The 14,353-nt window shown below is 40.8% G+C and carries 15 protein-coding genes and 1 tRNA gene; 14 read left to right on the forward strand and 2 right to left on the reverse strand.

Translation table 11 applies throughout. The features are described 5' to 3' along the window. Nucleotides 1-160: 160 nt before the first annotated feature. From yiaA to A9Z07_RS10240, 4 genes are all read left to right on the forward strand, one after another. The gene (gene yiaA / locus A9Z07_RS10225) at nt 161-628 is read left to right on the forward strand and encodes an inner membrane protein YiaA (RefSeq protein ID WP_047428096.1); all 468 of its coding nucleotides are present in this window, start codon (nt 161-163) and stop codon (nt 626-628) included. A gap of 240 nt (nt 629-868) precedes the next feature. Further along, a complete protein-coding gene (locus tag A9Z07_RS10230; protein ID WP_004772639.1) occupies nt 869-1,297 on the forward strand; it encodes a hypothetical protein in 429 nt (142 codons plus the stop codon). A 149-nt stretch (nt 1,298-1,446) separates the two neighbouring features. Next, complete coding sequence (yegQ, locus tag A9Z07_RS10235; RefSeq protein ID WP_069578425.1) at nt 1,447-2,814, forward strand: tRNA 5-hydroxyuridine modification protein YegQ; 1,368 nt, start codon at nt 1,447-1,449, stop codon at nt 2,812-2,814. A gap of 1 nt (nt 2,815) precedes the next feature. Beyond that, nucleotides 2,816-3,064 (forward strand): YfhL family 4Fe-4S dicluster ferredoxin, encoded by a 249-nt coding sequence (locus A9Z07_RS10240; protein ID WP_069578380.1) that lies wholly within the window; start codon nt 2,816-2,818, stop codon nt 3,062-3,064. A 50-nt stretch (nt 3,065-3,114) separates the two neighbouring features. On the opposite strand, the gene glyA is transcribed toward A9Z07_RS10240, so the two are convergent. Together glyA and A9Z07_RS10250 are read right to left on the reverse strand one after the other, a co-directional pair. Then, complete coding sequence (gene glyA / locus A9Z07_RS10245; protein ID WP_069578382.1) at nt 3,115-4,368, reverse strand: serine hydroxymethyltransferase; 1,254 nt, start codon at nt 4,366-4,368, stop codon at nt 3,115-3,117. A gap of 242 nt (nt 4,369-4,610) precedes the next feature. Next, nucleotides 4,611-5,849 (reverse strand): alpha/beta hydrolase, encoded by a 1,239-nt coding sequence (locus A9Z07_RS10250; protein ID WP_069578384.1) that lies wholly within the window; start codon nt 5,847-5,849, stop codon nt 4,611-4,613. A gap of 247 nt (nt 5,850-6,096) precedes the next feature. Between A9Z07_RS10250 and A9Z07_RS10255 the strand changes: the two genes are divergently transcribed. From A9Z07_RS10255 to A9Z07_RS10300, 10 genes are all read left to right on the forward strand, one after another. Further along, nucleotides 6,097-6,789, forward strand: a complete 693-nt coding sequence (locus A9Z07_RS10255; RefSeq protein ID WP_069578387.1) for a putative quorum-sensing-regulated virulence factor — start codon at nt 6,097-6,099, stop codon at nt 6,787-6,789. A gap of 137 nt (nt 6,790-6,926) precedes the next feature. Next, nucleotides 6,927-7,496, forward strand: coding sequence for a hypothetical protein (locus A9Z07_RS10260; RefSeq protein WP_069578388.1), 570 nt, complete (start codon nt 6,927-6,929; stop codon nt 7,494-7,496). 120 nt (nt 7,497-7,616) lie between these two features. Then, nucleotides 7,617-7,692: transfer RNA gene (locus A9Z07_RS10265), tRNA-Arg, on the forward strand. A 137-nt stretch (nt 7,693-7,829) separates the two neighbouring features. Then, nucleotides 7,830-8,765: an ABC transporter ATP-binding protein gene (locus tag A9Z07_RS10270; RefSeq protein WP_004772655.1), complete on the forward strand. Its 936-nt coding sequence runs from the start codon at nt 7,830-7,832 to the stop codon at nt 8,763-8,765. Next, a complete protein-coding gene (locus tag A9Z07_RS10275; RefSeq protein ID WP_004772656.1) occupies nt 8,762-9,535 on the forward strand; it encodes an ABC transporter permease in 774 nt (257 codons plus the stop codon). Before A9Z07_RS10270 ends, A9Z07_RS10275 begins: the two co-directional genes overlap by 4 nt. Next, entirely contained in the window at nt 9,532-10,347 is an 816-nt protein-coding gene (gene queF / locus A9Z07_RS10280; RefSeq protein ID WP_069578390.1) for an NADPH-dependent 7-cyano-7-deazaguanine reductase QueF, read from the forward strand. The genes A9Z07_RS10275 and queF overlap by 4 nt, the downstream gene beginning before the upstream one ends. Nucleotides 10,348-10,382: 35 nt before the next feature. Then, nucleotides 10,383-11,042, forward strand: a complete 660-nt coding sequence (locus tag A9Z07_RS10285) for a hypothetical protein (RefSeq protein ID WP_004772661.1) — start codon at nt 10,383-10,385, stop codon at nt 11,040-11,042. 165 nt (nt 11,043-11,207) lie between these two features. Beyond that, nucleotides 11,208-12,350, forward strand: coding sequence for a rod shape-determining protein RodA (gene rodA / locus A9Z07_RS10290; protein ID WP_004772663.1), 1,143 nt, complete (start codon nt 11,208-11,210; stop codon nt 12,348-12,350). A 19-nt stretch (nt 12,351-12,369) separates the two neighbouring features. Beyond that, the gene (mltB, locus tag A9Z07_RS10295) at nt 12,370-13,371 is read left to right on the forward strand and encodes a lytic murein transglycosylase B (protein ID WP_069578397.1); all 1,002 of its coding nucleotides are present in this window, start codon (nt 12,370-12,372) and stop codon (nt 13,369-13,371) included. 290 nt (nt 13,372-13,661) lie between these two features. Next, a complete protein-coding gene (locus A9Z07_RS10300) occupies nt 13,662-14,273 on the forward strand; it encodes a septal ring lytic transglycosylase RlpA family protein (RefSeq protein ID WP_004772666.1) in 612 nt (203 codons plus the stop codon). Nucleotides 14,274-14,353 lie beyond the last annotated feature (80 nt).

Consider the following 14,353-nt stretch of genomic DNA (forward strand, 5'->3'; position numbering starts at 1 on the left):
ACTCTGCCGCTTAAAAGACATAGTGAAACTGTGGAACTTACTATTCCACCCTCATTTCATCACAAATTGTTCAGTTTTAGTTTTTACAGCTTGTTCTCTGCCGAGTGCTTAGCTATAAATAATGGAGGATAAATAGAATGATAAAACAACAGGATAAACTATGAATAATTTTATTAATCGCCCCACCTCGGCCTTTATTGCAGCAAGTTGGGTTGCCTTAATTGCAGGTGCCGTTGGCTTTATGATTGGATTGTGGAATGCCAATATGCCACTTCATGAAAAAGGCTATTATCTGGTCATTTTACTGTATGGTCTTTTCTCGGCAGCATCCCTGCAAAAAACGGTACGAGATCAACTTGAAGAAATTCCTGTGACTGCCATTTACTACGGACTGTGCTGGGCCTCAATGGCAGTGTGTATCGTGCTTTTATTGATTAGTTTATGGAACGCCGAACTGACAATGAGTGAGAAAGGCTTTTATATTATGTCCTTCCTGTTAAGTCTATTTGGTGTCGTCGCCACACAAAAGAATATTCGTGATCTAAATTATTTACGTCTCCAAACAGAATTTAACCCGCGTCAACTCAAGTTAGAAGACAATTCTGTAAAAGATGAACAACAAGACTAAGTTTTATTTTGAAATAAAGGCTTAAAAATATTTAAGCCTTACCCCTAACAATAAAAGGCTAACCATTTGTTTTTAAACCATTATATATTTTATAAAAACCTAATATAAAACAAAAGATTACAATCCAGACACCAAAGAGTAATAATTTAGGCCAGCTTCTCCACACTTTCATTCTCAAACTTTGTTACATTTGCTGCCATTAGAAAGACGTCCGATTTATTGCGGACACGGAGTCAAAAAATGAAATTAAACGCTTGGTTATGTGGTGCAATCTTTGCAACTTCATCACTTGTTACTGTCGCTCATGCTGATAACGCAACTCGTGTTGCAGCAACATCTGCACTCGGTAGTGTCGTTGGTACTGCACTTGGTAAAGAAATCGGTGGCAATAACGGCGCAATGATTGGCTCTGCACTTGGTGGCGCTGGTGGTGCAGCGGCTGCAAGTAGCAAACGTACACGTACTGAAGCTGCCATTGGTGGTGGTTTAGGTGGTGTGGGTGGTTATACTGTAGGTAAAAACCTCGGTGGTACAACAGGCGGTTATATTGGTGCTGCTGCAGGTGCCGCAGGTGGTTCTGCTTTAGGCCGTAAAGTCGGTCAAGACCGTTATTATGACAATCACCAGTCAAAAAAATACAAGAAAAAAAGAAAGCATCGTCATCACTAATTTCTTAGAAAAAGCACCTTCGGGTGCTTTTTTTATGCCCGCAACCTTTCCCGCTTATCGATAAAATCCTGAGCAAAATGCTAGGTTGAATCATTGTTTCGAACTTTTTAGAATAATTCCCTATTTTTTTATATGCCTTTTATTGCATGATGAATACCGAATTACTCTCTCCTGCTGGTTCCCTCAAAAACATGCGCTATGCCTTTGCTTATGGCGCAGATGCGGTCTACGCAGGTCAACCTCGTTATAGCTTACGTGTGCGTAATAATGAGTTTGACCACGACAATTTAAAAATGGGTATTGATGAGGCGCATGCCTTAGGCAAAAAGTTTTATGTGGTGGTCAATATCCAGCCTCATAACAGTAAGCTTAAAAATTTTATCCGAGATATCGAACCGATTATTGCCATGCAACCAGATGCATTGATTATGTCTGATTCAGGCTTGATCATGATGGTACGCGAACATTTCCCTGAGATGCAGATTCATCTCTCGGTACAAGCCAATGCCATTAACTGGGCAACGGTTAAATTCTGGAAGGATTATGGTCTAAGCCGCATTATTCTGTCTCGTGAATTGTCGATCGAAGAAATCGAGGAAATTCAGACACAGGTCCCAGACATTGAGCTGGAAGTTTTTGTACATGGCGCACTGTGCATGGCCTATTCCGGACGTTGTCTATTGTCTGGCTATATGAATAAACGCGATGCCAATCAAGGGGCTTGTACCAATGCCTGTCGCTGGGATTACAAAATTCATGTCGCACAAGAAGATGCCAATGGTGATGTGATCCCTGTTCAACAGATCCATTCAGAAAAAACCTGTTGTTCTCAAGCCTCAGCATCTCATTCATCAGCACATACTGTTTTAGTACAACGCAACGATGAAGATATGTTTGCGGCTGAAGAAGATCAACATGGTACTTATTTTATGAACTCAAAAGATTTACGTGCCGTGCAGCATGTTGATCGACTTACTAAAATTGGAGTGGCTTCACTGAAAATTGAAGGTCGCACTAAATCCTATTTTTATTGTGCACGCACAGCACAGATTTACCGTAAGGCCATAGATGACGCACTTGCTGGGAAAGCATTTGATACCAGCTTAATGTCCCAACTGGAAGGTCTGGCCAATAGAGGCTATACCGAAGGCTTCTTACGCCGTCATGTGCATCGCGATTATCAGAATTATACGGATGGTTCATCTCACTTTGACTATCAACAATTTTGTGGTGAAGTGATGGAGCGCAATGGCGACTATATTCGTATCGAAGTCAAAAATCGCTTCCTGGTTGGCGATTCACTGGAACTGATGACACCGAAAGGTAATATCAGCTTTATCTTGGAACAGATGCGAGACCTTAAAGGTAATCCGATTGAGAATGCCAAAGGCTCAGGCCACATTGTCGAAATTCCCCTCTCTCCAGAGATTGATATTGCTTATGCACTGCTGATCCGTAATTTACCTGATGCTGCTGAGCAATTGCATTCAGCAGCTTTAGCCTATTCTGCTGACTAAAATGGCTTTGCTGATTACAAATGCATGTATCAATTGTGATATGTGTTTGCCTGAATGTCCCAATCAAGCGATCGATGAAGGTGCAAAAGTCTATGAAATCGACCCACACCGCTGTACCGAATGTGTCGGTTTTTATGAAGTACCCACCTGTGTGGCAGTGTGTCCGATTGACTGTATCAAACCCGATCCGCAGCACCCTGAAACTCAAGCTGAACTTTTACAAAAGTTTAATCATCTGCAAATTGTATAAAAGACAGCGATAAAAAAAGCGCCTGACGGCGCTTTTTTTAGCTATACAAATTAGTTTGCATATACTGGGAATTTTGCACAAACTGATTCAACTTTTGCTTTCACATCAGCGATAACTTTCTCATCACCTTTGCTATCGATCACGTCAGCGATCCAGCCAGCAAGCTCACGAACTTCAGCTTCACCAAAACCACGTGTAGTCACTGCTGGCGTACCGATACGGATACCAGAAGTCACAAACGGAGAACGTGGATCATTTGGAACCGCGTTTTTGTTTACAGTGATATGTGCAGCACCTAACCATGCATCAGCATCTTTACCCGTTACGTCTTGTTTGATTAAAGACAATAAGAATAAATGGTTTTCTGTACCACCAGACACAACATCATAACCACGTGCGATTAATACCTCAGCCATTGCTTGAGCATTCTTCACAACTTGTTGTTGGTAAGTTTTGAATTCATCAGACATTGCTTCTTTGAAGCAGATTGCTTTTGCCGCAATCGCATGCATCAACGGACCACCCTGGTTGCCAGGGAATACAGCTGATTGAAGTTTTTTCTCGATTTCTTCGTTTGCTTTAGCAAGGATCAAACCAGAACGTGGACCACGAAGTGTTTTATGCGTCGTTGTGGTTGTTACGTCTGCAATTTGTACTGGGTTTGGATATACGCCAGCAGCAACAAGACCTGCAACGTGAGCCATATCAACAAAAAGGTATGCACCTACTTTGTCTGCAATGTCACGGAAACGCTGCCAGTCAACAACTTGGCTATACGCAGAGAAACCAGCAACGATCATGCGTGGCTTATGTTCTAAAGCTAAACGTTCAACTTCTTCATAATCGATTTCACCCGTTTCTGGGTTCAAACCGTACTGGATCGCATTGTATGTTTTACCAGAGAAGCTTACTTTTGCACCGTGCGTCAAGTGACCACCGTGCGCCAAGCTCATACCCAATACGGTATCGCCTGGGTTAAGAAGCGCTAGGTAAACAGCTGAGTTCGCTTGAGAACCTGCGTGTGGTTGAACGTTTGCGTAATCAGCGCCGAATAATTCTTTTGCGCGATCAATTGCAAGTTGCTCGATCACGTCAACATATTCACAACCGCCGTAGTAGCGTTTGCCAGGATAGCCTTCTGCATATTTGTTAGTAAGTTTTGATCCCTGTGCTTCCATCACAGCTGGTGAACAATAGTTTTCAGATGCAATTAACTCAATATGTGCTTCTTGGCGTACACCTTCAGAAGCAATCGCTTGAGCTAATTCTGGATCAAATTCAGCAATAGAAATATTGGCAAACATTAGCGGAGGGTCCTATAAATTAGGGCTTTTAAGCCGTGCTAAAGATTGGTGCGTATTGTAGCACGAAGTTTAGGGTTTCACAGATTGATATTTATTTAATTATTCGTAAATTTTATTCATTTTTACAGGTGATTGAATCTATCAAAAGCAATAAGTTATTTTTTATACATTTTTATGAGTCAATAGAGGAATCAAAAGCCCAATGGCCTAAATAGGTAAATTGGGCTTATTCAGATTCGGACTTAATTATTCGCAGGCATCGCCGCTTTTACATCCCCGACAATGTTGCCGATATTCAAGACATAAGCTGTACCATGATCCCACTGTGCATTCGTAATATACTGGATGTTTGACCCTTTATTCTGAGCCAGCGCTACAAGTGCATCCGTTGCCGCTTTAGGAACGGTCGTGTCTTGTGCACCTTGATAAATCGTGACAGGCTGATTCAACTTCACTTGAGCGGGTTGTGAATCCTTTTCCAGGAATGTTTTTACCAATGGAACCGTCATAAAATTGGCTTGTGTGCGAGGATAATTCGCTAAACTATTATTGTTTTTACTCGCATAATCTTTCATTTTGTCAGTAAATTTATTCTCAAGCGCATCATAACAATCTGATTCAGCTTGACTCGCTATGGTATCCGTTGGCGTTTTAAAAACATTAGAATAACTAAAACTTGGGTTAAGATTTCTTAATCCTGCCGTGATCAATGCAGTAAAAGTATCTAGCTGTGCATACATCCCTATCTGTTGTTCAATTGGTGCATTTTCAACAGATGTATTACCATTGACCAAAATGGCTGCCAAATTAGATGCAGGAGCAACAGCAATTGTTCCTTTATAATCTAGCTTGGCACGACTTTGATATTGCGCTGCGCCCAATGCTGCTTGCCCACCTTGTGAATGCCCTACTGTCATCCATTGACGAGATACAACTTTACCTTGTCCAGCTAAATAATATCGTGCAGCAACCACCGCATCGGTAATAGAGAATGCCTCACTCTTAACATTCAAGAATGGATGCAATTCTCGGCCACTCGGTTCTCCCAAGCCTTCATAATCAGGCGCGACCACCACATAACCTGCTGCAAGTAACTGCGTAATCATATTTTGAATGTAAGGGTTTGTTGCATTACGACTCGGCGCACATTGATCTGCTACCCCTGTTGTACCATGTGCCCATGCAACAATTTTCCATCCTCCTTGAGGTGTTGGCCCGCCTGGTACAAACAACAGGCTGGTTGCCATCGTTTCCTTACCATTCTGTCCCAACATTTTATAAGTCAGTACCGAGCTTTCCGTAGCCACCGCGCTAAAATCTGTTTTGGTATATGCTACTGGAATCCCCACAACTGGATTCTTAATATTATTTTCTGGAATGTCTGGCTTAGGTACAAACGAAATATCGTTATCATCGTCATTACACGCGCTAAGCAACACGCTTGAACTGATGAGCGCAACCGTTAACAATTTCATATTCATGTCATGTTTCCCTGTTTTTTTATCTTTTTCATTTTAATCCCTAGCACATCTTTTACTAAGGCAATTACTTCCATAAGAATGCGCTTAATATCAAATTGTTCAAGTATTTTTTCAATTTTCGATGTTAATTTATCCAAACTCAATTTTATGTTTAAAAAAAATAAAGTGACCTTGACTGATTCAATCCTGTTTCAAATAAATTTCTTGTAAGATATTGGCATTCTCAACTCAGATCAGGTCGACTTTCATGCAAGCCATCATCCTAGATACAGAAACGCATACTTTGAATGGTTTGCCAATTGAAATCGCCTACGCTCCAATTGAAATCGAAAATGGAAAACTCAGTCTGGATAAAAAGCAGATCTTTGACCAACTTTATCAGGTTGGACAACCGATTTCTTATGCGGCCATGGCAGTACACCATATTTTAGAATCTGATCTGGTGGGACAACCTTTTTATAATGAGTTTCAGCTTCCTGCTCAAACCACCTATATTATTGGTCATAACGTTGACTACGATATTGCTGCTATTGCACGTTGCGGGGTCGATGTATCTCAATTAAAGCCCATTTGTACTTTGGCACTGGCACGCCATGTCTGGGAAAATGCTGAAGCACATAATATCTCTGCCCTCATCTATCTCATTTCTAAAGGCAGTGATAAAGCACGCGAAATGCTTAAAGGTGCGCATCGTGCAGACGCTGACATTATCTTAACTGCCAATATCTTGATGCACATCGTCCATCAACTCAACATTCAAGATATTGAACAACTCTATATTGCCTCAGAAGAAGCCCGTATTCCAAAAAGTATCACTTTTGGCAAACATAAAGGCACTGCCATTCAGGATCTTCCTGCTGACTATATTCAATGGCTAATGCGTCAGGATGATCTAGATCCTTATTTGCGCAAAGCTTTAGAAGCAAAATTAGTTAAATAAGCTTAAAGGGAAAGTCTTTTCGTAACTTTCCCTCTTTATCAAAAAAGGCAGTGATATTTAATAAATTGTTAATATTACTGTCATTTTTCAACTCTATCTTAATCCCCGTCTTATCTTGATTAGGGGGGAATTAAGAGATGTCACATTTTTTTAAAACCGAACTTGGGCAAAGTGCGTTACAGGAACGTCATATACCTTTAACTGCCCGTCAACGTCGTTTATTGCTTTTAATTGATCACGAAGATTTTAAAGAACTGGATCAAGATTATAAGGATCGCATTGCACCCACGGAACTGGTGCAACAACTGATTGAGATGGGGCTATTGGCACAACACACATCTCCACCAATAAATAAGGAAGCAACAAAAACAGTTTTAACGACAGAAATTCTTGAAGAAGCGGCACCCATTCAATCGTTACGAGTTCAAGAACAAGACATAATTCAACCCACATTAGAGGTTGAAGAAACAGTTGAACTGGAAAAACTTCCTTTTGTTGAAATCCAGCAAGTCATGATTCAAACATTGACCAGCTATTGTGGTCTGATGGCTCGCCCGTTAATCCAGAAAATTCAGTCGATTCATTCTTTACAGCAACTGAAAGCCTGCCAGATGCAATGGATTACTTCATTACAAGAATCGCGGATTCCACCAAGTCAATTGAATCAAACTTTAAAATTAATCAATTATTCAGTACAGCATTTATAGTTTTATTCCAGAATTTGACTAAGTCGAGAATAAAATTGATGTTTTAATAAACAAGAAATCGCTTTATTCAAAGGTATATATTTACCTGCCTGTGTTTTTTGCCTATGATGTGGCACGCATGCGCTCATAGCTCAACTGGATAGAGTACAGGTCTCCGAAGCCTGTGGCGTGGGTTCGAGTCCCGCTGAGCGCACCATTGCTTCTTTTTTTTACTCAAATTCTCATATTTCTATAATCGTTCTGTTTTTAACACGCCATAAACCTATTTTTCTACTTGGTTTATTTATTCATATCGCTCAAAATACCCGTTCTATTTAACAACGTGAGACGTTTATGACTGATGCTTTGGTGTTGAGCGATTTGTCCAAAACTTATCGTAATGGTTTTCAGGCGTTAAAAGGTATTAATTTAACCGTCCCTGAAGGTGAGTTTTATGCATTATTAGGCCCTAATGGTGCAGGAAAATCGACGACGATCAGTATCATTAGCTCTTTAGCCAAAAAAACATCTGGTTCAGTTGAGATTTTTGGACATAACTTAGATACCCATCCTTCTCAAGCAAAACAATGTCTTGGTGTTGTTCCTCAAGAATTTAACTTTGGTCAATTCGAAAAAACTTTCGATATTTTAGTGACCCAAGCTGGTTATTACGGCATTCCTAAAAAATTGGCAGAACAACGTGCCGAACATTATCTAGAAAAGTTGGGTTTATGGGAAAAACGTAATATTCAATCACGTATGCTTTCAGGCGGTATGAAACGCCGTTTGATGATTGCACGTGCCATGATGCATGAGCCAAAGCTACTGATTCTGGATGAGCCAACCGCTGGTGTTGATATTGAACTTCGTCGTTCGATGTGGGACTTTCTCACCGAAATGAATGAGAATGGTACGTCAATCATTCTGACCACGCACTATTTAGAAGAAGCCGAAATGCTGTGTCGTCGCATTGCGATTATCGATCGTGGCGTGATTAAAGAAGACACCACCATGAAAGGCTTCCTCAACCAGCTGAATGAAGAATCATTCATTTGTGATTTGGCTGAACCGATTAGTGGTTTTGATCTCAATATCATTGGTTTCAAATTTAATCTGATTGATCCAGTGACACTAGAAGTGACTATGGACAAAGCCCATAGTATGAATGACCTGTTCCTTATATTGCAGTCACAAAACATTCAAGTGAACAGTATGCGGAATAAATCGAATCGTCTGGAAGAGTTATTCGTGAAAATGGTCGAGAAGAATCTTGCAGGAGCGAATGAATGAACTTCAGTCAATTAAAAACTGCGCTTTGGACTTTAGTTGTTAAAGAAATTCGTCGCTTTATGCGAATCTGGCCACAAACCTTGCTTCCACCTGCGATCACGATGAGTTTGTACTTTGTGATCTTCGGGAATCTGGTCGGTTCACGTATTGGTGAAATGGGTGGCTTTAGCTATATGCAATTCATCGTGCCCGGTTTGATCATGATGGCTGTCATTACCAATAGTTATGCCAACGTTTCTTCGAGTTTCTTTAGTGCCAAATTCCAGAAAAGCATTGAAGAACTGATTATGAGTCCTGTGCCATTACATTTAATCCTGTGGGGTTATGTGATTGGTGGGGTCAGCCGTGGTGTTCTGGTTGGCTTGATTGTGACCATCATGAGCCTATTCTTTACTCATTTAGAAATTTATAATTTATTTGTGACGATATATACCGTCATTATTACGTCATTATTGTTTTCTCTGGGCGGCTTTATTAATGCCGTATATGCAAAGTCTTTCGATGATATTTCGATTATCCCGACTTTCGTATTGACCCCGCTCACCTATTTAGGTGGTGTATTCTATGCCATCAGTGCATTAAGCCCTTTTTGGCAAAACGTCTCTTTAGTTAATCCAATTGTATATATGGTCAATGCCTTCCGTTACGGCATTTTAGGGCACAGTGACGTCAATGTTGCCTTCTCTTTAGGTGTTGTGACCCTCTGTTGTGTTGTCCTCTATGCAATTGCATATCATTTATTAGCTCGTGGTTCAGGAATGCGTGAATGAGTGTTGAACTTTCTTTATTGGGTAAAGACACCCAATACCCGACTCAATATCAGCCAGAAGTTTTATTTCCAATTGCCCGTGCTGAGTCTCGTCAACAATATGCGCATATTGAAGGCATTACTCAAGGCAAAGACTGGTGGCATGTTTTTGAAATTTCATGGTTGAATCAGCTGGGTTTACCTCAGGTGGCAATTGGTCGTTTAACGCTGCCAGCAAGCTCACCCAACTTAATTGAATCGAAGTCACTTAAGCTTTATTTCAACAGCATGAACTTCACTCAATTTGAGTCGAAAGAAGCCTTTATTGCAACAGTTGAACAGGATTTGTCAAAAGCGGCAGGTGCAAAAGTTGAACTCCACCTGTTTCAAGTCGATGATTTAGAGATTTCAAAACCTCAAGGCATTTGCATTGATGATTTGATTCCAGAACGTCTTTCCGAGCATCCTGATTCGACGTTGTTGCAATTAGATACGTCTGCTGAAGAAAATGTAGAAATTGAGCTTTACTCTCATCTTTTAAGAAGTAATTGTCCTGTTACAGGTCAACCAGATTGGGGGACGGTTTTTATTCGTTTGCAAGGTAAAAAGCCTTGTTATCGCAGCGTTTTAGCTTATATTATCTCGTACCGTCAGCATAATGGCTTCCATGAACAATGTGTTGAGCAAATATTTGCCGACATTTGGCAACTTTTGAAGCCAGAAAAACTGATGGTCTATGCAACTTATACTCGCCGCGGGGGCTTGGATATTAACCCATGTCGAGTATCAGATTTGTCATGGATGCCCGAGCCAATTCGCTTGGCACGACAATAAAACGAATAAATTTGATATATAGAGGACGTTCTTCAATGACCAGTTATTTCGGTATTCTTCCGTCAGCAAGTTTGAGTCAGGATATTCAACTTGCACAAGCCAATCGTGACAGTAAAGAGCCTCAATACCCTTTACGTGACAAAATTTCTCTACAGCTTACTGATGAGTTAATTGACACCATGTTGGTTCACCTGGTTCAGCAGTTTCCACCAAGTGACAAACGAGATACTACCGAAGGTCTTGCGATTAAAATTCGCGGCATTGTTGAAACCCTCATGAAACAGCTTCTAGGCAAAGCTTCAAATGAACAGGTGCTTGAATCTTTAGCCTTTATGGAAAAGAGCCTATTCATTGATAATGACGGTAAACAACGTATCGGTACAGCATTACCAGATAGCCTTGTTGCAGACATGAAAAAAAGCTTTGCTGAAGTGGCTGCTGGAAATGGCAAAGAGCAACGCGATGCTTTAACAAAACAGTTTAAAACATTTGCCGATGCGCTGATCCACCACTTTATGACTGAATATAACAAGACACTTGGTCTTGGTATGGTAAAACGTGGCGTTGCCAGCGTTGCAACAAGTGGTGTTGAAACCGCAGTTCATATCGTGATTAAGAAATTGATTCCTAGCTTAAGCCAAGTTGAACTCGAAGTGTTTACCAAGCATTTCGATCAGTTACTGGTTCAAAAATAAGCTGAAATTCAGCAGAAAGCGGCGATTGTAAAATCGTCGCTTTTTTTATGCCGATTTTATGCAAAATTAACCGCTTATAAATGTCACAATTTCTAAATTTGCATTGTCTAAATCGGCGATTATGTTAGCATGCGCGAAGCGTTGATTTACTTGATTTAGAATCGCATGTCTCCAAGCTCACAATACAAATTTTTGCGTCAAGCACCACGTGATGGCTTGAGCACAGCCAATCAACTTTCCCGTTGGCAACAACTTCACCTTGATCCTTGGCTTTGTCTGTTTTTAATCCTCAATGCCATACTCGGCCTGACTGTTTTATATAGCGCATCTGCACAAGATGTAGGACTGGTTACCAAACAGGCGATGAGTTTCGGAATCGGCTTTGCGGTGATGTTTGGTTTGGCCCAGATTCCACCAAAAGTCTATCAGGCATTTTCACCTTACTTTTATGTGTTCGGTGTGTTGTGCCTGATTGCAGTGATGGTCTTTGGTGAAGTACGTATGGGGGCTCAACGCTGGATTGATATTCCTGGCTTCGGGAGTGTGCAGCCAAGTGAGTTTATGAAGATTGGCATGCCGATGATGGTTGCATGGTTCTTGTCTCGCAAAGCCCTTCCTCCTAGCTTCTCTCAGGTCATTCTGTCTTTGATGCTGATTGTGGTGCCTTTTCTCCTCATTGCAGAACAACCCGACTTAGGCACTTCTTTACTGGTACTCGCCAGCGGTATTTTTGTACTTTTCCTCAGCGGCTTATCGTGGAAGTTGATTGCGGCGGCGGCAGGTGCTGCTGGTATCATTATTCCGATTGCATGGGAATTTTTATTACATGACTATCAACGTCAACGGGTATTAACACTTTTTAATCCGGAAGCGGATGCCTTGGGTACAGGCTGGAACATTATCCAGTCCAAAACGGCGATTGGTTCAGGTGGTTTTTCGGGTAAAGGCTTTCTCGAAGGTACTCAGTCACATTTACACTTTTTACCTGAAGGCCATACAGACTTTATTATTGCAGCTTATTCAGAAGAGTTTGGTCTGATCGGTGTTACCCTGCTGATTCTTCTTTATTGTGCAATTATTTTCAGGACTTTCCAGATTGGCCTACAAAGCTTCCATAACTATGGTCGTTTAGTGGCTGGCGCCTTTGGTTTGTCATTTTTTGTTTATGTATTTGTAAACGCAGGCATGGTCAGTGGTATTTTACCTGTAGTAGGTGTGCCTTTGCCGTTCATGAGTTATGGCGGAACTGCAATTATTACCCTTATGTCAACTTTTGGACTGGTTATGTCTATTCATACACATCGATAATGAGGAATTTTATAAACTTATGTTTCTTCCTACTTTGAATAAAACTTTTAAATTTTTAACTTTAAGCGCTGGTTTATTCTTGAGCAGTAATTGGGCACAAGCAAATGAATTTTATAATCACCCGAATTACTTTGCTTTTAAACAAAAAGCAATGACAACTTACGGCTTAAGCAGCGAACAAATTGACGCTGCTATGAGCGGCGCACGTAATTTACCTAATATTTTAAATATCATGACACGCCCAGGTGAAAGCAAACCCTGGTATCAATATCGCTCAATGTTTCTGGTTGAAGGCACCATTCAACGTGGTGTTCGCTTTAAAAATGAGTATGAAGATGTCCTCAATCGCGCAGAACAGCAGTATGGCGTCCCTAAAGCAGTCATTTTAGGCATTCTGGGCGTAGAAACTGGCTACGGCGCAAATAAGGGCTCTTTCATCACACGTGATGCCCTAGCCACGCTCGCTTTCGGCTATCCACGTCGTGCAGACTATTTTAGTGATGAACTTGCTGCCCTGATTTCGTGGACGTATAAAGAAGGTTATCCAACCAACAGTATCGTTGGCTCTTATGCAGGTGCGATTGGTTATCCACAATTTATGCCAAGTAACATCCAGAAACTTGGTGTGGACTACGATGGTAACGGACATATTGATCTCAGAAATTCTGCTGCTGATGCGATTGGTTCAATAGCAAACTATTTAGCTCAGTATGGCTGGGAGCGTGATCGTCCAATTGGCTTCCCTGCACGTTACTCAGGCAACAACCCTGATAGCGTTATTGCTAAGGATCTAACCCAGCCAACACCTTATGGCGAGCTGAAAAGACTAGGAATTACACCTGTTAACCCTTTGGTAAAAATTGATGATCTTGATCTAGTGAATGTCATTCAATTACAAGATCAATTTGGTCCGATCTACTATATTACCTATCCAAATTTTCAGGTGATTACCACCTACAATAAGAGCCGTATGTATGCGACAGCAGTATGGTTATTGGGTACAGAAGTGGCTAGCCGATAGGCTAGCTTTTTTACAAGATTATGAAAAGTCAATAATTTTTTAATAAAAAACGAACACAGAATCAGCAAAATTCATTTTTTGTTACAATATCGATTATTATTTAACCAGAAACTGTAAGTTTTTGCCCTTTTTGTAACTATTTATCGTTAAAGACTAGACACACTTCGTAAGCGATGAATATTATCGCCGCAAGTTAAAAGTAATTGCAAAAGTGAATAATTAGACATGTGCACTATATTTCAGGCAGTTTTTACTGAAATAGAAAAGCATGTTCTCTAGGAGTTTATACAATGCAGTTTTCGCTAAAATATATTCTAGCGCTGACGGCAGGCTTAAGTTTAAGCCCGTTACATGCTGAAATGGTACAGTCTTCATCATTATCAAATGATGTGGATGGTTCTAATTTGGCTGCCCGCGTTCTAAGCAAAGATTCTCAAAATTTTAATTCTCGTTTCTCTAACGTTAATAGTCTTTCAATCACTGAGAGTTCAGGTGACAAAGTACGTCGCCAGACGATTGCTGCAAAGATCGATATCCCTGAAGAAGAGCCTTCAGTGATTGAAAAACTGAATACTGTTGCTTCGAACACCGTTCGTAAATTCAGCCAAAGTGGCGTTGCTTCATGGTACGGCCGTCAATTCCATGGTCGTAAAACAGCAAGTGGTGAAACATTCGATATGAATGCCATGACTGCTGCACACCGTAGCCTTCCTTTGAACTGTTACATCCGCGTAACAAACAAAGACAATGGTAAAAGTGTTGTTGTGAAAGTAAACGACCGTGGCCCATTCCATGGTAACCGAGTATTAGACTTATCTTACGGTGCTGCAAAGCAATTGGGTATGTCTAGCGCTGGTACTGGTAATGTAAGCATCGAACGTGTTGATGGCCCTAACTCTTAAGCGTTAAACCACAGCATTCAAAAAAAGCCGCCTCATGCGGCTTTTTTTATTTTTTATCGATTCTCTTTTTTAGGACTTTA

This window comes from Acinetobacter sp. YK3, assembly GCF_001729365.1.
GTDB classification, from domain to species: Bacteria; Pseudomonadota; Gammaproteobacteria; order Pseudomonadales; family Moraxellaceae; genus Acinetobacter; species Acinetobacter vivianii.

Excerpts from the sequence above, each read along its gene's own strand:
- A9Z07_RS10285 (WP_004772661.1), top strand. The coding sequence starts at position 10,383 with ATGACCAGTTATTTCGGTATTCTTCCGTCAGCAAGTTTGAGTCAGGAT.
- A9Z07_RS10230 (WP_004772639.1), top strand. The coding sequence starts at position 869 with ATGAAATTAAACGCTTGGTTATGTGGTGCAATCTTTGCAACTTCATCA.
- A9Z07_RS10270 (WP_004772655.1), top strand. The coding sequence starts at position 7,830 with ATGACTGATGCTTTGGTGTTGAGCGATTTGTCCAAAACTTATCGTAAT.
- A9Z07_RS10275 (WP_004772656.1), top strand. The coding sequence starts at position 8,762 with ATGAACTTCAGTCAATTAAAAACTGCGCTTTGGACTTTAGTTGTTAAA.
- A9Z07_RS10250 (WP_069578384.1), bottom strand. The coding sequence starts at position 5,849 with ATGAATATGAAATTGTTAACGGTTGCGCTCATCAGTTCAAGCGTGTTG.
- A9Z07_RS10240 (WP_069578380.1), top strand. The coding sequence starts at position 2,816 with ATGGCTTTGCTGATTACAAATGCATGTATCAATTGTGATATGTGTTTG.
- rodA (WP_004772663.1), top strand. The coding sequence starts at position 11,208 with ATGTCTCCAAGCTCACAATACAAATTTTTGCGTCAAGCACCACGTGAT.
- A9Z07_RS10300 (WP_004772666.1), top strand. The coding sequence starts at position 13,662 with ATGCAGTTTTCGCTAAAATATATTCTAGCGCTGACGGCAGGCTTAAGT.
- mltB (WP_069578397.1), top strand. The coding sequence starts at position 12,370 with ATGTTTCTTCCTACTTTGAATAAAACTTTTAAATTTTTAACTTTAAGC.
- A9Z07_RS10255 (WP_069578387.1), top strand. The coding sequence starts at position 6,097 with ATGCAAGCCATCATCCTAGATACAGAAACGCATACTTTGAATGGTTTG.
- yiaA (WP_047428096.1), top strand. The coding sequence starts at position 161 with ATGAATAATTTTATTAATCGCCCCACCTCGGCCTTTATTGCAGCAAGT.
- A9Z07_RS10260 (WP_069578388.1), top strand. The coding sequence starts at position 6,927 with ATGTCACATTTTTTTAAAACCGAACTTGGGCAAAGTGCGTTACAGGAA.
- yegQ (WP_069578425.1), top strand. The coding sequence starts at position 1,447 with ATGAATACCGAATTACTCTCTCCTGCTGGTTCCCTCAAAAACATGCGC.
- queF (WP_069578390.1), top strand. The coding sequence starts at position 9,532 with ATGAGTGTTGAACTTTCTTTATTGGGTAAAGACACCCAATACCCGACT.
- glyA (WP_069578382.1), bottom strand. The coding sequence starts at position 4,368 with ATGTTTGCCAATATTTCTATTGCTGAATTTGATCCAGAATTAGCTCAA.